At 72.9% G+C, this 17,568-nt stretch carries 16 protein-coding genes; 11 read left to right on the plus strand and 5 right to left on the minus strand.

Features of this window, described 5'->3' with window-relative positions; genetic code table 11:
* The 3 genes from EEJ42_RS00515 to EEJ42_RS00525 form a co-directional block, all read left to right on the plus strand.
* Window positions 1-987, plus strand: a 987-nt coding sequence (locus EEJ42_RS00515; RefSeq protein WP_148081797.1) for an aminotransferase-like domain-containing protein, incomplete at its 5' end; no start/stop codon positions are given.
* 68 nt (window positions 988-1,055) lie between these two features.
* Entirely contained in the window at window positions 1,056-1,637 is a 582-nt protein-coding gene (locus EEJ42_RS00520) for a histidine phosphatase family protein (protein WP_123098062.1), read from the plus strand.
* Window positions 1,638-1,738: 101 nt separating this feature from the next.
* Window positions 1,739-2,251 (plus strand): allene oxide cyclase barrel-like domain-containing protein, encoded by a 513-nt coding sequence (locus tag EEJ42_RS00525; protein ID WP_123098063.1) that lies wholly within the window; start codon window positions 1,739-1,741, stop codon window positions 2,249-2,251.
* A 20-nt stretch (window positions 2,252-2,271) separates the two neighbouring features.
* On the opposite strand, the gene EEJ42_RS00530 is transcribed toward EEJ42_RS00525, so the two are convergent.
* The 4 genes from EEJ42_RS00530 to EEJ42_RS00545 all read right to left on the minus strand — a co-directional run bounded on the left by EEJ42_RS00530 (window position 2,272) and on the right by EEJ42_RS00545 (window position 6,188).
* On the minus strand, window positions 2,272-2,766 hold the full coding sequence (locus EEJ42_RS00530) for a nucleoside deaminase (RefSeq protein WP_221179296.1): 495 nt from the start codon (window positions 2,764-2,766) through the stop codon (window positions 2,272-2,274).
* 69 nt (window positions 2,767-2,835) lie between these two features.
* Window positions 2,836-4,071: an RNA polymerase sigma factor gene (locus EEJ42_RS00535; protein ID WP_123098092.1), complete on the minus strand. Its 1,236-nt coding sequence runs from the start codon at window positions 4,069-4,071 to the stop codon at window positions 2,836-2,838.
* 65 nt (window positions 4,072-4,136) lie between these two features.
* A complete protein-coding gene (locus tag EEJ42_RS00540) occupies window positions 4,137-4,493 on the minus strand; it encodes a YciI family protein (RefSeq protein WP_123098064.1) in 357 nt (118 codons plus the stop codon).
* 156 nt (window positions 4,494-4,649) lie between these two features.
* Window positions 4,650-6,188, minus strand: a complete 1,539-nt coding sequence (locus EEJ42_RS00545) for an MFS transporter (protein ID WP_123098065.1) — start codon at window positions 6,186-6,188, stop codon at window positions 4,650-4,652.
* A 108-nt stretch (window positions 6,189-6,296) separates the two neighbouring features.
* Here EEJ42_RS00545 and EEJ42_RS00550 point away from each other — a divergent pair, with 108 nt between their 5' ends.
* The 4 genes from EEJ42_RS00550 (at window position 6,297) to EEJ42_RS00565 (ending at window position 11,483) form a co-directional block, all read left to right on the plus strand.
* Complete coding sequence (locus EEJ42_RS00550) at window positions 6,297-7,286, plus strand: helix-turn-helix transcriptional regulator (protein ID WP_123098066.1); 990 nt, start codon at window positions 6,297-6,299, stop codon at window positions 7,284-7,286.
* Between the two features lie 56 nt (window positions 7,287-7,342).
* Window positions 7,343-9,283, plus strand: coding sequence for a helix-turn-helix domain-containing protein (locus EEJ42_RS00555; RefSeq protein WP_123098067.1), 1,941 nt, complete (start codon window positions 7,343-7,345; stop codon window positions 9,281-9,283).
* 372 nt (window positions 9,284-9,655) lie between these two features.
* On the plus strand, window positions 9,656-10,288 hold the full coding sequence (locus tag EEJ42_RS00560) for a TetR/AcrR family transcriptional regulator (RefSeq protein ID WP_123098068.1): 633 nt from the start codon (window positions 9,656-9,658) through the stop codon (window positions 10,286-10,288).
* A 94-nt stretch (window positions 10,289-10,382) separates the two neighbouring features.
* Complete coding sequence (locus tag EEJ42_RS00565) at window positions 10,383-11,483, plus strand: hypothetical protein (protein ID WP_123098069.1); 1,101 nt, start codon at window positions 10,383-10,385, stop codon at window positions 11,481-11,483.
* Window positions 11,484-11,533: 50 nt separating this feature from the next.
* Here EEJ42_RS00565 and EEJ42_RS00570 read toward each other — a convergent pair whose 3' ends face one another.
* Entirely contained in the window at window positions 11,534-12,847 is a 1,314-nt protein-coding gene (locus EEJ42_RS00570; protein ID WP_342778221.1) for an MFS transporter, read from the minus strand.
* A 367-nt stretch (window positions 12,848-13,214) separates the two neighbouring features.
* Here EEJ42_RS00570 and argC point away from each other — a divergent pair, with 367 nt between their 5' ends.
* The 4 genes from argC to EEJ42_RS00590 are packed head-to-tail and all read left to right on the plus strand — an operon-like array spanning window position 13,215 to window position 17,555.
* Complete coding sequence (gene argC, locus EEJ42_RS00575; protein WP_123098070.1) at window positions 13,215-14,243, plus strand: N-acetyl-gamma-glutamyl-phosphate reductase; 1,029 nt, start codon at window positions 13,215-13,217, stop codon at window positions 14,241-14,243.
* Window positions 14,240-15,397, plus strand: a complete 1,158-nt coding sequence (gene argJ / locus EEJ42_RS00580) for a bifunctional glutamate N-acetyltransferase/amino-acid acetyltransferase ArgJ (protein ID WP_123098071.1) — start codon at window positions 14,240-14,242, stop codon at window positions 15,395-15,397. The genes argC and argJ overlap by 4 nt, the downstream gene beginning before the upstream one ends.
* Window positions 15,394-16,356, plus strand: a complete 963-nt coding sequence (gene argB, locus EEJ42_RS00585) for an acetylglutamate kinase (protein WP_246095933.1) — start codon at window positions 15,394-15,396, stop codon at window positions 16,354-16,356. Before argJ ends, argB begins: the two co-directional genes overlap by 4 nt.
* The gene (locus EEJ42_RS00590; RefSeq protein ID WP_123098072.1) at window positions 16,353-17,555 is read left to right on the plus strand and encodes an acetylornithine transaminase; all 1,203 of its coding nucleotides are present in this window, start codon (window positions 16,353-16,355) and stop codon (window positions 17,553-17,555) included. The genes argB and EEJ42_RS00590 overlap by 4 nt, the downstream gene beginning before the upstream one ends.
* Window positions 17,556-17,568 lie beyond the last annotated feature (13 nt).

Consider the following 17,568-nt stretch of genomic DNA (forward strand, 5'->3'; position numbering starts at 1 on the left):
GAGGGCCTGCCCGAGCTGCGCGCCTGGTTCGCCCACGAGATCGGCGGCCGCGGCGGTGCCGTCGCCGCCGCCGACGTCCTGGTCACCGCGGGCGGCCAGTCCGCGCTGACCTGCGCGCTGCGCGCCCTCGCCCCGCCCGGCGCGCCCGTCCTGGTCGAATCGCCCACGTACCCCGGCATGCTCGCCGCCGCCCGCGCCTCCGGGCTGCGCCCGGTCCCCGTCCCGGCCGACGCCGACGGCATCCGCACCGATCTGCTCGCCGAGGCGCTGCGGGCGGGCGGCGCCCGCGTCGTCGTCTGCCAGCCGCTGTTCCAGAACCCGACCGGCGCGGTGCTCTCCGCCGAACGGCGCCGCGAGGTGATCCGGATCGCGCGCGAGGCGGGCGCGTTCGTGATCGAGGACGACTTCGCGCGCCACCTCGTCCACGAGGACGCGCCCCCGCTGCCCGCGGCCCTCGCCGCGGACGACCCCGACGGGGTGGTGGTCCACGTCCGCTCCCTCACCAAGGTCACCTCGCCCAGCCTCCGGGTCGGCGCGCTCGCCGCCCGCGGCCCGGCGCTGGAGCGGCTGCGCGCGATCCAGGTCGTGGACAGCTTCTTCGTCCCGCGCCCGCTCCAGGAAACCGCGCTGGAACTGGTCGGCGCGCCCTCCTGGCCGCGCCATCTGCGGACCGTCGCCGCCGAGCTGCGCACCCGCCGCGAGGCGCTGGTCACGGCGGTGCGGCGGGAGCTTCCCGAGCTGCCTCCGCCCCATGTGCCACCCGGCGGCTACCACCTGTGGCTGCGCCTGCCGCACGGCACCGACGAGGCCGCGCTCGCCTCCGCCGCGCTGCGCGCCGGGGTGGCCGTGGCCCCCGGCCGCCCGTACTTCAGCGCGGAGCCGCCCGCCCCGCACGTCCGGCTGAGCTTCGCGTCGGTCGCGGGCACCGGCGAGCTCGCCGAGGGCGCGCGGCGGTTGCGTACCGCGTGCGACGAGGTGCTGACGTAGGGCCCGGTGGCCCCCGGATCTCGTGCAGGAGCCCTCCCCGGGGGCCCGGCGAACCGTACGATGCGCGAATGACGTTTCGGCTGACGCTGGTCGCCGCCGCCTCGACTTCCTCGCGGCTCGGGGAACGCTTCGGCGACGACCGGCCGCTGGATCCGGCGGGCCGCCGCGCTGCCGAGCGCGCCGCGCCCGGCCTGCTGCCGCTGGCCGCGGCGGAGCTGCGCTACTGTTCGCCGTCGCCGCGCAGCCGGGAGACCGGCCTTGCGCTCGGCTTCACCCCGCTGGTCCAACTCGCCCTGCGCGACTGGGACATGGGCCGCTGGGGCGGCCGCACCCTCACCGATGTGATGGCGCGCGAGCCGCGCGCGGTCGACGTGTGGCTCGCCGACCCCCGCTCGGCGCCGCACGGCGGCGAATCGCTGCTGGCGTTCATCACCCGGGTCGGCGTTTGGCTGGACACCCGGCCGGTCGAGGAGCACGCCAAGATGCTCGCGGTGGCCGACCCCGGGGTGATACGCGCCGCCCTGATGTACGCCATCAAGGCGCCGCCCCACTGCTACTGGAACGTCGACGTGACCCCCCTGTCCACCGTCACCCTCACCGGCCGCGCCGGACAGTGGCGACTGCGGGTGGAGGGCGAGGCGGCGTGCTGAGCAGGCGGCGTTCACCTGGATGATCATCTGCGGTCGCAGCGGCCCGCGCGTCACGCAAGGCTGACGCCAGGAGCCACTACGACCCGACAGGACTCGTCATCATGCGCCGCTTCTCGCATTTCGGCCGTGCCGCCGTGCTGGCCATCGCCCTCGTCTGCGCCGCCCCGGTGTCCGCCGCCGCCGACCCCCTACCCGGCGGCATCTACCTGCCGTACCCCATCGGGCGGGAGCAGGTCTTCGAACTGGTCCTGCGGCAGACACAGTTCAGCTTCGTCGATGTCGGCACGCCCGGGCCCAGCCAGGGGGACGAGTTCGTTCTCAGCGGGGACCTGCTCCAGGGCGCTGCCACGGTGGGCACGTTCGGCGAGGTGTGCACGCTGACCCGGGTCGGACCGGTCGCGGACTCCTTCGACCAGCAGTGCGTGGGCACGCTCGTCCTCGCGGACGGCCAGATCACCATCCAGGGGATCGTCTCCGTCACCGCCGCCGGCCCGGGTGACATCACCGTCGCGATCACCGGAGGCACGGGCCGCTACCGCACGGCGCACGGTTACGTCCACGCCACCCTCATCAACGCCACGGACACCGGTCTCACCGTGCACCTCATCCGCTGACCGCGGTCCCCTGACCGGGATCAGCCCGCGCCGTGGAAGCGGTGGTGCAGCGTACGGACCTCCTCGGCGAGGGCGGGGTACGGGCCCTCCACCACCGCGCCGGGCACGACCTCGCGGATCGGCAGGGTCCGTACCGGCGGCGCGGGCACACCGAGGTCGGCGAGCCAGCCCGACAGCTGTTCCGACGAGCTGGCGTACACGATGCGGCCGAGCCCGACCCAGCCGTGCGCGGCCGCGCACATCGGGCAGTGTTCGCCCGAGGTGTAGACGGTGGCCGCGGCCCGCTCCGCGGGGGTCAGCCGCGTGGCCGCCCAGCGGGCCAGCGCGAACTCCGGGTGGCGGGTGTGGTCGCCGCCCGCCACCCGGTTGTGGTCCTCGGCGAGGACGGTCCCGTCGGCGGCGACCAGCACCGAGCCGAAGGGTTCGTCGCCCGCATCCAGGGCCTCGGTCGCCAGCTCCACACAGCGGCGCAGATGCCGCAGGTCGTCGTCGGTCGCGTTGCCGTCAGTCGTCACGATGCCTCCCCCGCTGGTGATCAGGGCCCGCATCGTAATCGGTTCTCGTCCGTGGGCGCGGACGGATGCTCAGACCCGCTCGGCCCTCGCGCGCAGCAGCCGGCGCTCGGGGGCGTTGCGGGTCAGGGAGGCGGCGCGTTCGAACTCCGCGCGGGCCTCGTCCCGCCGCCCCAGGCGCTCCAGCAGATCGCCGCGGACGCTCGGCAGCAGGTGGTAGTCGCGCAGCGCGGGGTCCGCCACCAGGGCGTCGACCAGTTCCAGACCGGCGGCGGGGCCCTCCGCCATCGAGACGGCGACCGCCCGGTTCAGCTCCACCACCGGGGACGGGGTCAGCCCGGCCAGCCGGTCGTAGAGGGCGGCGATGGTCGTCCAGTCGGTGTCCTCGTAGCGCACCGCCCGTGCGTGGCACGCGGCGATCGCGGCCTGGAGGGCGTACGGGCCGTGGCCCGCGCGGTGCAGGGCCTCGACGCCTCGGTGGATCAGCAACCGGTTCCACTTGGCCCGGTTCTGGTCGGCGAGCAGCACCGGCGCGCGGTCCGGCCCGGTGCGGGCGGGGATGCGGGAGCCCTGGAACTCCAGGAGCGCGGCCAGCCCGTGCACCTCGGGCTCCTTGGGCATGAGCCCCGCCAGCACCCGGGCCAGCCGCAGGGCGTCCTCGCAGAGGGCCGGGCGCACCAGATCGTCCCCGGCCGTCGCGGAGTAGCCCTCGTTGAAGATCAGGTAGATGACCTCCAGGACCGAGGAGAGCCGAGCCGCCCGGTCCTCGCCGTACGGCACCTCGAAGGGGACGCGGGCCTTGGCCAGCGACCGTTTCGCGCGGACGATCCGCTGGGCGACGGCCGCGTCCGAGGCCAGGAACGCGCGGGCGATCTCCTCCGTGGTCAGCCCGCCCAGCAGCCGCAGGGTCAGGGCGATCCGGGCCTCCGGGGACAGCACCGGATGGCAGGCGGTGAAGATGAGCCGCAGCAGGTCGTCATCAATGTCGTCGGGGTCCACCGGATCGGGCGGCGGTACGTCCTCCAGGGCCCGCCCGACCTCGGCGAGCTTGCGCGCGTACGTCTCCTTGCGGCGTACGAGGTCGATCGCGCGGTGCTTGGCGGTGGCCATGAGCCAGGCTCCCGGCTTGTCCGGGACGCCCGACTCCGGCCACTGCTCCAGCGCGGCGATCAGGGCATCCTGCGCGAGTTCCTCCGCGATGCCGACGTCCCGGACGATGCGGGTGACACCTGCGATGATGCGCGCGGATTCGATCCTGAAGACCGCTTCGACCGTTTGGGTCGCTTCGGTCGCGTTTGCTGCCGTCACGGCCACCCATCAGAGCAGCCGCACCACACGGCGGCAAGCGGAACCGGATCAGTTCGTGATCCGGGTCAGCCCTCTTCGATCTCGCGGACCTCGGCGGTGATGGTCCAGTAGTCCTCGTGGGTCTCCAGGAACCGCTTGGTCCACTCCAGCGCCTCGGCCTTGTCCTTGGCCTGGATGAGGGAGTAGCCGCCGATGACCTCCTTGCTCTCGGTGAACGGCCCGTCGGTGTAGCCGATCTTGCCGCCGGACCAGGTGACCCGGGTGCCCTCGGAGGTGGGCTTGAGCCCGGCCGTGTCGAGCATGACGCCCGCCTTGGTGATCTCCTCCAGCAGCACGCCCATGCGCTCCATCAGCTCCGGGCTGGGGCCCTCGGCGGGGGCGTTCTTCTCGTCGATGCGGATCAGGGTCAGAAAGCGCGGCATGGTGACTCCTCGGTCGCCGGGGCGGGGCCGTTCCCCGCCGCTCACCCTTGCGTCGAACGGGAGACGCCGGGATCGACAGCTCCCCGGAAAATTCTTCGGGGAATTTTTCCGGGGAGCACGGCGAGCGGGACCACGGGTGGAGCCCATGGGGCGCCGTCAGCCCATGTGCACGGCGCCCGCGTCCTCGGTGGGCTGCTGCTTCCGGGCGTTGATGGCGATCGCGGTGACCGCGAGACCGGCCAGGAACATGACGGCCGCTGCGGCGAACGCCCGGGTGTAGCCGTGGGTCAGCGCCTCACCAGCCCTCGCCACCAGGGCGGCGTCCTTCGTGGCCAGCCCCCGGTAGAGGGCCGCGGCCGCCCCGGGCAGCCGGTCGGTCGCCGCCGAGGTGGAGAGGGTCGACATGACCGCCAGCCCGAGGGCGCCGCCGACCTGCTGCGCGGTGTTCAGCAGCGCGGAGGCGATGCCGGTGTCCTCGTGCCGCACCCCGCTGACCGCGCCCAGCGTCATCGGGACGAAGCCCATGCCGAGACCCAGCGCGGTGACGAACATCGCGGGCATCAGATGGCCCGTGTACGACGAGTCCGGCTCCAGGGTGGAGAACCAGACCATGCCCGCCGCCGCGACCGCCAGGCCCGGCCCGGCTATCAGCCGCGGGGCGAGGTGGGCGACCAGCTTGGAACTGACGCCCGCGGCCATCGCCATGCCGAAGCTGAAGGGGAGGTACGCGAAGCCGGTCCGCACCGGGGTGTAGCCCAGGATCAGCTGCATGTAGAGGGTGAGGAAGTAGAAGGTGGCGAACATGCCCGCGCCGATGCACAGCATCGTGGCGTAAGCGCCCCACCGGTTGCGGTCCCGGAACAGCCGCAGCGGCAGCATCGGGTGCCCGGCCCGCGCCTGGACCAGCAGGAACGTCACCAGCAGCACGGCCGCCGCGGCGAACGAGCCGAGGGTGAGGCCATCGGTCCAGCCGTGGTCGCCGCCGCGGGTGATGCCGTAGACCAGGGCGATCAGACCGCCCGTGCCGGTGATCGCGCCGGGGACGTCCAGCCGTCCGGGGTTGCGGTCGGCCTCGACCAGGGTCCGGGTTCCGGCGAGGACGGCCAGCCCGATCGGGATGTTGACGAAGAACACCCAGCGCCAGTCCAGGACATCGGTGAGCGTGCCGCCCAGCAGCAACCCGACCGTGGCGCCGACCCCGCCCATGGCCGCGTACACGCCCATCGCCGTGTTGCGCGCCCTGCCCGCCGGGAACGTCGTGGTGATCAGGGCCAGCGCGCTGGGCGCCGCCATCGCGGCGCCCACCCCCTGGAGCACCCGGGCGCCGATCAGCAGCCCCTCGCCCGGGGCCAGCCCGCCCAGCACCGATGCCACCGTGAAGACGGCGATCCCGGTACGGAACATCCGCCGCCGCCCGAACAGGTCCCCGGCCCGGCCGCCGAGCAGCAGCAGCCCGCCGAAGGCCAGAGCGTACGCGTTGACGATCCACGCCAGGTTGCCGTCGGACACCGTCAGATCGGTCTGGATGCTGGGCAGGGCGATGTTGGTGATCGTGGCGTCGAGGACCACCATCAGCTGCGCCGCGGCGATGACGAACAGGGCCAGGCCGAGATGGCGGCCCCCGGGTGATCCCCCGGGTGATTTCCCGGCGGTCTCCGGCCGCACCGGGGCGGCGGTGGTGGTGTCAGCGGACATCGAAGGTCTCCAAGAAGTGTGCTGAACGCGGGCCTGCCTCGGCCTGCGCGCCCACCTTCCCGTCAATACATGACATCCGCCGTCATGTTTTTCGGCGATCCTCGGACCATGAAATCCGACCGGATGCTGTCGATCCTGCTGCTGTTGCAGACCCGCGGACGGGTGCCCGCCACCGAGCTGGCCGAGCGCCTGGAGGTGTCCGTCCGCACGATCTTCCGCGACGTCGACGCCCTCTCCTCGGCCGGGGTGCCCGTCTACGCCGAGCGCGGGCGCAACGGCGGCATCGCCCTGCTGCCCGGCTACCGCACCGATGTGACGGGACTGACCGCCGACGAGGCGCGGGCGCTGTTCGTGCTGGTCACCGAACGGGCCCACGCCGATCTGGGGCTCGGCCGGGCCATCGGCTCGGCTCTGCGCAAGGTCATGGCCGCCCTGCCGCCACCGCACCGCGACGCCGCCGCGCTGACCCGGCGGCGCATCCTGGTGGACCCGGTCCGCTGGCGCAGCGGGCCCCGGGCGGCGGCCGACCTGGGGGTGCTCCAGGACGCCGTCTTCACCGACCGGCGGCTGCGGCTGCGCTACCGGCACGGCCGCGACGACCGCGAGGCGTCGTACACCGTCGACCCGTACGGCCTGGTCGACAAGGCGGGCGTCTGGTACCTGGTGGCCGATCACCGCGCCCAGCCCCAGCTGTTCCGGGCGGACCGCATCCTGGCGGCGTCGGTCGCCGACGAACCCGTACGGCGGCGGGAGGGGGCGGAACTGGCCGATGTGTGGGACACCCTGCGCCGCCGGATCGACGACCTCCCCACCGGGGTGGACGTGGTGGTGGCGGTCCGGCGGGCGTCCCTGCGCCGCTTTCTGAGCATCTACCACGCCGATCTGACCGCACCGCCGCCGCCCGGAGCGGACCCCGGAGCGGACTCCGGCCCGGAGCGGATGGAGTTCCGTCTGCGCTTCCGCTCCCTGGGCGCGGCCCGGCCCCTGCTCGCCTTCGGCGCCGACGTGGAGGTGCTCTCGCCGGAGGAGTTGCGCGAGGAGCTGACCCGCGTCGCTGCCGAGACCACGGCCCTCTACTCCGGCGAGCGACCGGGCTGAGCCGCCCCGGCCCTACGATCGGGGGCCTGTACGGGGGCAGTACAGAAAGGGACACGATGCTGACGCTGGGCACCATCTGCGGTGAACCGGACTTCTCTCTCCGCTTCGCCGGGGAGCACCGCCCCGCCGACCGCACGGTGGACTCCGTACGCATCGTCCCGGGCACCACCTGGAGCGGCGACGCGCTCGGCGACGTGGGCGACGCCCTGGTGGTGATACGTCTCCCGGGAGGCTCCACCGGGCAGGACGGGCACGCCGCGCTGGAGCGGCTGCTGCGCACCCTCGCCCGGCAGCGGGCCGCGGGCCTCGCCTTCGCCGTCGACCGGCACGGCCCGCAGGCCACCCCGGTCGCGGTCCGCAGCTGGGCCGCCCGGCTGGGCGTACCGCTGCTGACCACCACCCGGTCCCTGGAGGCGTGGCACCAGCTCATCCCGCGGCTGCACGCCTACCGCCACCGGTACGCCGAGTGGCACGCCGACCAGCTGACCGCCCTGCTGAACCGGCTGCCCGCCCGGCTCGCGGACGCCGGTCCGGACGCCACGCAGCGGATCGCCGACTGGCTGGCCGCTGCGCTGGACGCCGAGGTGCTGGTCAGCGACGAGCAGCGGGGCGTCCTGGCCGCGTCGCCGGAGACCGCGTCCGGTGCGCTCGCGCCCCTGCTCGCCCGGCGGACCGTGACGCCGCGGCTGCCCGCCGCACCGGCCGACGACGCGCTCCACACCCGCTTCCTGCCGCTCGGCTCCACCGGCCCCGGCGGCGGCGCCGTGCTGTCGGTGGGCTCACGCCGCCCGTTCGACGACATCGCCGCCGAGCTGATGCACCACGCGGCCCGCGTCCTGAGCCTGATCGACCAGGCAGGGCGGCAGGACCGGGCGGTCGCCTCGGCCGAGCAGGGGGTGCGGCTGGGCGCGTTGCAGCTCCTCATGGTCGGCGACGAGCTGGCCGCCCAGCGCGTGATGGTCGGACTCGCGCCGGGCCTGCTGGCGACCGAGCACATCCGGGTGTACGTGGTCGACTGCGGCGCGGCGGACCGGGAGCCCGCCGCCCGCCACGGGGAGACGGCCCTCGGCGGGCGGGCGATGCTGGTGCGCTGCCCGGCGTACAACCACCTGATCGTGGTGGACCCCCTGCACGACCCCGACCCCGACGATGGCCCGCTCAGCGTGCGGAGCGCCCTGCGGCAGGTCGTCGCCGGGCAGCCGGACCACCGGGTGGGCGGCAGCCGCGTGCACAAGCTCGGCAACGTCGCCGACGCCTACGCGGAGGCGCTCACCGCCCTGGTGACGGCCCGGCAGCTGCCCGACCGGATGGCGCTGTCCGAGGAGCGGGCCGGTCTCGTGGAGCTGCTGGACCCGGATACGGCACGCCGCTGGGCCGCGACCGTCCTGCACCCGCTGCTGACGCTGCCCACGGGCCGCCGCGACCGCCTGCTGCGCACCCTGGACCTCGGCCTGGAGGTGCAGCACAAGGCGGCCGGACGCGTCCTCGGGATCCACCGCAACACGGTCGCCCACCGCATCAGACAGGGCTTCGACCTGCTCGGCCTCGACCGGAACCGGGTGCTGGACAAGGTGATGGTGTCGATGGCGCTGAAGATCGTCATCACCTACGGGCACGACGAGACCTCGGCCGAACCCGCGGCCGACTTCGCCGCCATGGTGTCCGCCCCGGAGGTGCGGGTGTGGGCGGAGTCCTTCCTGAAGCCGCTGAAGAGCGACCGCCGCGACCTTCCGCGCACGCTCCGCGCCTGGCTGGAGAACGACACCCAGGTGGAACGGACGGCCGCCGCGCTGAACCTGTCGCCGGTCACCGTGCGCGGCCATCTGCGGGCCGCCGCGCCGCTGATCCAACGCGACCTCGTGGTCGACGGGGACGGCCAGGAGGTGCTGGAGGAGCTGGAGGAGGGCGAGCAGGTGCTGGGCGGGGTGCGCGCGCTGGCGTTCGCCCTCCACGTGAGCACCGGCCGCCCCGAACTGCCGAGCGCCCGGCAGTCATGAGCCCCCGGGCCACCTGTGCACGGGAGCCCGCTCCCGCGTCCCCCGTTGTGCACCGGCCCCGGCCCGTACGCCCGCACCGTGCACGGATGGGGCGTCACCCGGCCCGGTTGTGCACGCGGGACATGGCGGTGGCCAAAGGAATTCCCTAGCGTGACGGTCGTTCCCACGGCATGCCGGACGGGGCCCGCGCGGGGGTCGGGCCCCGCCCGGTGTTTTCGCAAACGCGTTGTCCTGTGCGCCGGAGCTGAGCGCCGTCAGGGCGCGGTGAAGCGTCCTCCCCGTGTACCTTGACCCTAGGGTCAAGATACGGCTGCCGGGGGTGCCGGATGCGCCCATGTGGGCCGCCAGCCATGACCAGGAGGAGTGAGCCGGATGCGGGCCGACGCGCAACGAAACGCGGAGAAGCTGCGGGCAGCCGCCGCCGAGCTGTTCCAGGAGCGCGGCCTCCAGGTGCCCCTGAAGGAAATCGCCCGCCGGGCCGGAGTGAGCCACGGCACCCTCTACAACCTCTTCGGCACCCGCGAGGCCCTCATCGACGAGGTGGTGGCCGACCTGGCCGCGGACCGCCTCGACGAAGCCGCCGAGCACGCCCTGTCCCTCGAAGACGCCTGGGAAGGGTTCGCGTACTACATCGAGACCGTCTGCGAACTCCAGGCCACCGATCCCGCGCTCGCCGACGTGGTCAGCGGGCGCTATCCGGGCGCCGAGCGCCTGATGGCCCTCTGCGACCGGGTGCACGACGCCTCCACACGGATCATCGAGCGCGCCCAGCAGGCCGGTGCTCTCCGCCCGGACTTCACCGGCGCGGACCTCCTGTTCGTCTTCGGCACCAACACCCTGCTCACCCGCGCGGCCGCGGACACCGCGCCCGACGCCTGGCGCCGCGGCGTCGCGTTCCTGCTCGACGGGCTGCGCACGCAGGCCGCACAAAGACCGCTTCCCGTCGGCCCGTTGACCCCGCAGCAGATGAACGACGTGATGAGCAGGCTCTCCGGGACGCCGTAGAGGTCCACTCGGCCTCGCTGTCAGTGCTCTGTGCCATGATGCGGACGCGTCCCAGGGGAGTGGGCGCGGTCTGCTGAGCGCCAGGGGGTTGGGGATGGGTGCGGGTACGGAGTCGGACGGGTCGTCCAGATCCGACGAGGAGTGGGAGCGGTTTCTGCGCGAGTCGGTAGCGGGTGCCGCCGACGCGCCCAAGGAGCCGTCGGCGCGGGCCCGCGACGTGGCGAAGCGGCTTCGCGCGGAGCCCGACCGCGGCCCGGAGGTCTGGCGCAGCTACACGCCCGCGCGGCCCAAGCGGCGCACGGGCTGGTACGTGGTCGGAATGCTGGCCTCGCTGGTGCTGCTGGTGGTGGCGCTCGCGCCGGGGTGGATCGTGGACCTGTTCGCCGGCGACGACCCTGACGCCCGGCCGCTGGCGGCCGAGACCGCCCGCCCAGCCCAGGCACCTCCGGCGGAGGCTGCCCAGCGCCCCACCATGGACGAGCCGTTCCGCGGTTCGCCGGCGGCGAGCTGGGCGAGCGGAGCGGCGGGGATCACCGTGCCGAAGGCCGGGGCGGTCGGCTGGATGAGCGCGGCCGAGGTCGAGCGTGCCCTCGCCCGCAGCCGGGACTTCCTCGTCGCGTCCGGCCTGGACCGCGGGGTGCTGCGGGGCGAGCGCCCCGAGAAGGCGATCGCACTGATCAACCCGCACCAGAAGGACGTCCAGGACCTTCTGAAAACCGCATTCCGTACCCCGAGCGAGAAGAACGACCCCCTCCTCCTCTTCAGCCGCTTCCAGCCCTCCCGCACCCACCTGGTCGGCGACGTCGTGAAGACCCGGGGTCGGCTCACCTACCGGGAGGGCGAGCGCGGCGCGCTCCAGGTGACCGCCGACGTCACCTTCGTCTACCCGGTCACCCGCGCGGACGCGGGCGGCGACGACGAGATCGTGCGCACGATCGTCCGGCGCGAGCTGGTCCTGAGCTGGGACGACCCTGCCAAGGTGATCACCGAGCCGGGCACGTTCTCGATCGTCTCGTACAAGTACGACATGACCAACGGCGGCTGCGGCGCCCCCACGGGCTACTTCACCCCGCCCTTCGGCACGGACCACCGGGCGGACGAGGCCGGCACGGAGGTCGACCCGTACGACCGCAGCGCGCCGGTCGGCCGGAGCGAGTCCTCCGGGGACGAGTGCCGGAGGGCGACGCGGTCCTAGGGGGCGTCACCCGCTGGCGGCCACGAGCGCGATCGCGGCGACAGAAGCCGTCACGCGGACGGGGCCGGAGTCTCCGGCGGGGCGGGAAGCGTCCGTCCCAGGCGGGCGAGTGGGGACAGGGCAATCAGTGCCGGTGACAGCAGCATGCCTGCGGCTGTCACCAGGAGGCTGGTGCGTGTTCCCCATGCTTCCGCGAGAAAGCCGCCGAGCAGCGAGCCGAGCGGGGCCAGCCCCCCGCCGACGAAGTTGATCGTCGCGGCCGCGCGGCCTTGCAGCCCGTCCGGAGTGACGGTCTGCCGGACGGCCATGATCGTGACATTCACCAGCTGGCTGAAGGTCCCGAAGACGAAGCTGACCGTAAGGAGCGCGGGAACCGTTATCACGGAGGAGCCGTGCAGTGCCGGCACGATCAGGAACACGCCGTCGCCGAGTGCTGCCGCGGACACCAGCACAGCGCCATGTCCGAAGCGGCTCGGCAGGCGGGCGGCCAGCAGCGAGCCCAGGAGCGCGCCCGGCCCCGTCGCCGCGAGTGCCAGCCCGACGACGGTGCCCGACAGGTGCAGGTCCCGTGGCAGGAACAGCAGATAGACGGTCATCACCGCCGCGAAGGAGAACTGGAAGGCGGCTGACGCGAGGCACACGGTCCGCAGTGAGGTATCGCCGACGACGAAGCGGAGGCCCTCATGGATCCGCCGCCAGACCCGGGGAGGACGTTCCGAGCGTTCCGGGACGGATTCGCGGCGACCGATCCGTCGGATCGACAGGAACGACAGCGCGAAGAACACCGCACTGGAGGCAGCGGCGATCGGCGCCGACAGCACCGACACCAACGCACCACCGAGGGCGGGACCGCCGATCTGCGCAGCGGACCGACTGCCCTCGAGCGCGCTGTTGCCCCGCACCAACTGATCGCGTCGCACCAGCCGTACCAAGGACGCCTGGTATGCCACGTCGAAGAACACGGACAGGGCCCCGACGGTGAAGGCGACCCCGAGCAGTGTCGGCAGGCCGAGCCCGCCGAGGAGGCCGGTGACGGCTGCGGCGCCCAGGGCCAGGGCCCGACCGGCGTCCGTCAGCACCATCACCGTACGGGTCCGCCACTTGTCCACCCATGCGCCGACGAAGAGCGACAGCAGCAGGATCGGCGCCTGTCCCACCGCGCGCAGGGCGCCCAACTGGCCGGCACCGGCGTTGAGTGTGAGGACGGCGAAGAGCGGCAGAACCACCAGACTTGTCTGTTCGCCCAGTTGGGAGGCCGTTTGGCCCACCCAGAGCCTGCGGAAGTCGCGGTCCCGCCACAGGTTTGACGGAACAGGCCGACCGGAATCGGATACAGCGGAGGAAGCGAAGGAAGAGGACGGCACAAGGATCCCTCGGATGACCGAAGACGAGACCCGCCCACCGGCGCACGCCGGGTGCACCGGCGATGTCAGGCAGCGGGAAAGGAAGGCTCGCTGTGCCGCGCTTCAAGGGCAGCACGCGATGACAGGCCGCTCACGGCCTCAAACGTCAACGCGTGCTCGGACGACCGGGCATGTCTTCGCTCCTCGTGAGTCACTCGCTGCGTGAACACTAGCCCGCGGTCGGCAGGGCACGAAAGGCGATTCATTCACTGCTGTGCGAGCGGTTCCCCGTTGTCGATGCGCAGCAGGCCTCGGGCCTGGCCGGAAACTTCTTTGCATAAAGCTGCCGTCGATCGTATAGTCATGCCATCCGTAAGGGAGGATGGCAATGGCGATACGCGCAGCGGTGGCGGGAGCGAGCGGATACGCGGGCGGTGAGCTGCTGCGGCTGCTGCTCGCGCACCCCGAGGTCGAGATCGGCGCGCTGACCGGCAACAGCAACGCGGGCCAGCCGCTCGCGGCCCTCCAGCCGCACCTCCTCCCGCTGGCCGACCGGGTGCTGGCGCCGACCGGGGCCGAGGCGCTGGCCGGGCATGACGTGGTCTTCCTCGCCCTGCCGCACGGGCAGTCCGCCGCCGTCGCCGAGCAGCTCGGCGACCAGGTGCTGGTGATCGACTGCGGTGCGGACTTCCGGCTGGAGGACGCGGCCGACTGGGAGAAGTTCTACGGCTCGCCGCACGCCGGCACCTGGCCGTACGGCCTGCCCGAGCTGCCCGGGGCGCGCGCCGCACTCAAGGGCTCCCGGCGCGTCGCGGTGCCCGGCTGCTACCCCACCGCGGTCTCGCTCGCGCTGTTCCCGGCGTACGCGGCCGGGCTGGTCGGGCCCGAGGCCGTGATCGTCGCCGCCACCGGAACCTCGGGCGCGGGCAAGTCGCCCAAGCCGCATCTGCTGGGCAGCGAGGTCATGGGCTCCATGAGCCCGTACGGCGTGGGCGGCGGACACCGGCACACCCCGGAGATGATCCAGAACCTGTCGACCGCCGCGGGCGAGCGGGTCTCGGTCTCGTTCACCCCGACCCTCGCCCCCATGTCCCGCGGCATCCTGGCCACGTGCAGCGCCCCGGCGAAGCCCGGCGTGACGGCGGGGGCGCTGCGGGCCGCGTACGAGAAGGCGCTGGGCGACGAACCGTTTGTCCACCTGCTGCCGGAGGGCCAGTGGCCCTCCACCGCCGCCGTGTACGGATCCAACACCGCCCTGCTCCAGGTCGCCCACGACGAGGCGGTCGGCCGGGTCATCGTGATCAGCGCGATCGACAACCTCACCAAGGGCACCGCGGGCGGCGCGGTCCAGAGCATGAACATCGCCCTCGGCCTCCCCGAGGAGCTGGGACTTTCCACGATCGGAGTCGCTCCATGAGTGTGACGGCAGCCAAGGGCTTCACCGCCTCCGGCGTCGCGGCAGGGATCAAGGAGAACGGGAACCCCGATCTCGCTCTCGTCGTCAACAACGGACCACGGCTGGCCGCCGCGGGCGTCTTCACCTCCAACCGCGTCAAGGCCGCCCCGGTGCTCTGGTCCGAGCAGGTGCTGAAGGGCGGCCAGGTCTCCGCCGTCGTCCTCAACTCCGGCGGCGCCAACGCCTGCACCGGCCCGCTCGGCTTCCAGGACACCCACGCGACCGCCGAGAAGACCGCCGAGGTCCTCGGGCACAGCGCGGGCGAGGTCGCCATCGCCTCCACCGGGCTCATCGGCCTCCGGCTGCCCATGGACCCCCTGCTGTCCGGCCTCGAGACGGCCGCGGCCGCACTGAGCGAGCACGGCGGCGAGAAGGCCGCCATCGCCATCAAGACCACCGACACCGTGCACAAGACGGCCGTCGCCCAAGGCCCGGACGGGGCGTGGACCGTCGGCGGCATGGCCAAGGGCGCGGGCATGCTGGCCCCGGGCCTGGCCACCATGCTCGTCGTCCTCACCACCGACGCCGACCTCGAGGCCCCCGCGCTGGACGCCGCGCTGCGCGACGCCACCCGCACCACCTTCGACCGCATCGACTCCGACGGCTGCATGTCGACCAACGACACCGTGCTGCTGCTGGCCTCCGGCGCCTCCGGGGTCACCCCCGCCGCGGACGCGTTCGCCGAGGCGGTCCGCACCGTCTGCGCCGACCTCGCGCGGCAGCTGATCGGGGACGCCGAGGGCGCCTCCAAGGACATCCGCATCGAGGTCGTCGGCGCGGCCACCGAGGACGACGCCGTGGAGGTGGGCCGCTCGATCGCCCGCAACAACCTCCTCAAGTGCGCCATCCACGGCGAGGACCCCAACTGGGGCCGGGTGCTGTCCGCGATCGGCACCACCTCCGCCGTCTTCGAGCCCGACCAGCTCAACGTGGCCATCAACGACGTGTGGGTCTGCAAGAACGGTTCGGTCGGCGAGGACCGCGAGCTGGTCGACATGCGCTACCGCGAGGTGCGCATCACCGCCGATCTGGCCGCGGGCAGCGAATCCGCCGTCATCTGGGCCAACGACCTGACCGCCGACTACGTCCACGAGAACAGCGCGTACTCATCATGAGCGAGCCGAATGCGTCCCAGAAGGCGGACCAGTCCCAGAAGGCGGACCAGCCGACCGCCCGCAAGCACACCGCCCAGCCCAAGGCGCGCATCCTCATCGAGGCGCTGCCCTGGCTGACCCGGCACCACGGCAAGACCGTCGTCATCAAGTTCGGCGGCAACGCCATGGTGGACGAGGAGCTGAAGGCCGCCTTCGCCCAGGACGTCGTCTTCCTGCGCCACGCCGGGCTGCGCCCGGTCGTCGTCCACGGCGGCGGCCCGCAGATCAGCGCGCAGCTCGACCGGCACGGCCTGGTGAGCGAGTTCAAGGCGGGCCTGCGCGTCACCACCGACGACGCGATGGACGTCGTACGGATGGTGCTGGCCGGGCAGGTGCAGCGCGAGCTGGTCGGGCTGCTCAACCAGCACGGCCCGCTCGCCGTCGGCATGACCGGCGAGGACGCCCACCTGATGTCCGCGACCAAGCACTTCGCCGACATCGACGGCGAACAGGTGGACATCGGCCGGGTCGGCCGGATCACCGACATCGACACCGGCGCCATCAAGGCGCTGCTGGACGACGGCCGCATCCCGGTCGTCTCCTCCATCGCGCGCAGCTCCGACGACGGCCACGTCTACAACGTCAACGCCGACACGGCGGCGGCCGCGCTCGCCGCCGCCCTGAACGCCGAGACGCTGATGGTCCTCACCGACGTCGAGGGCCTGTACGCGGACTGGCCCCACAGCGACGAGGTGATCAGCCAGCTCGGCGCGAGCGAGCTGGAGAAGCTGCTGCCCGAGCTGGCCAGCGGCATGGTGCCCAAGATGCAGGGCTGTCTGCACGCCGTGCGCAACGGCGTCACCACCGCGCGCGTCATCGACGGACGGGTGCAGCACTCGATCCTGCTGGAGATCTTCACCGACGAGGGAATCGGCACGATGGTCGTGCCGGACGCGGAGCACGAGGGGGAGAATCAGTGAGCAACGCGGAGCTGACGCAGCGCTGGCAGGGCGCGATGATGGACAACTACGGCACCCCGCGCGTGCCGCTCACCCACGGCGAGGGCGCCACGGTGTGGGACGCGGACGGCAAGGAATACCTCGACTTCGTCAGCGGTATCGCCGTCAACTCCCTCGGCCACGCCCACCCCGCCGTCGTACGGGCCGTATCCGACCAGGTCGCCACCCTTGGCCACGTCTCGAACCTCTTCGTCGCCGAGCCCCCGGTAGCCCTCGCCGAGCGGCTGCTCCAGCTCTTCGGCCGCGCCGGGCGGGTCTACTTCTCCAACTCCGGCGCGGAGGCGGTCGAGGGCGCCTTCAAGATCGGGCGGCGGACCGGCCGTACCCATATGGTCGCCACCACCGGCGGCTTCCACGGCCGCACCATGGGCTCCCTGGCCCTGACCGGCCAGCCCGCCAAGCAGGAACCCTTCCTTCCGCTGCCGGGTGACGTCACCCATGTGCCGTACGGCGACGTCGAGGCCCTGCGCGCGGCCGTCACCACCGACACCGCGCTGGTCATCCTCGAACCCATCCAGGGCGAGAACGGCGTCATCGTCCCCCCGGCGGGCTACCTGGCCGCCGCCCGCGAGATCACCCGGGCCACCGGCACGCTGCTCGTGGTGGACGAGGTACAGACCGGAATCGGCCGTACCGGACACTGGTTCGAGCACCAGGCACAGGGCGTCGAGCCCGACGTCGTCACCCTCGCCAAGGGCCTCGGCGGCGGCCTCCCCATCGGCGCCACCGTCGCCTTCGGCCCCGCCGCCGACCTACTGACCCCAGGTCAGCACGGGTCCACCTTCGGCGGGAACCCCGTCTCCTGCGCCGCCGCCGTCGCCGTCCTCGACACCATCGAAGCCGATGGAATCCTCGACCGCGTCAAGCGGGCGGGGGAGCGGTTGCGTGACGGAATCGAATCGCTCGACCACGCTCTGATCGGCCACGTCCGTGGCGCGGGCCTGCTGCTCGGTATCGTGCTCACAGAGTCCCTCGCGCCGCAGGTGCAGCAGGCGGCTCAGGACGCGGGACTCCTGGTGAACGCGACCGGGCCGGACGTGGTCCGGCTCGCGCCGCCGCTCGTCGTCGGCGACGACGAGGTGGACACCCTGCTCCGGGAGCTGCCCGGCGTCCTGACGGCCGTCCTGAACGCCGCGCACGAGGGCCAAGGGGAACGATGATCCGGAGACTGAC

This window comes from Streptomyces botrytidirepellens (genome assembly GCF_003721215.1).
GTDB lineage: Bacteria > Actinomycetota > Actinomycetes > Streptomycetales > Streptomycetaceae > Streptomyces > Streptomyces himastatinicus.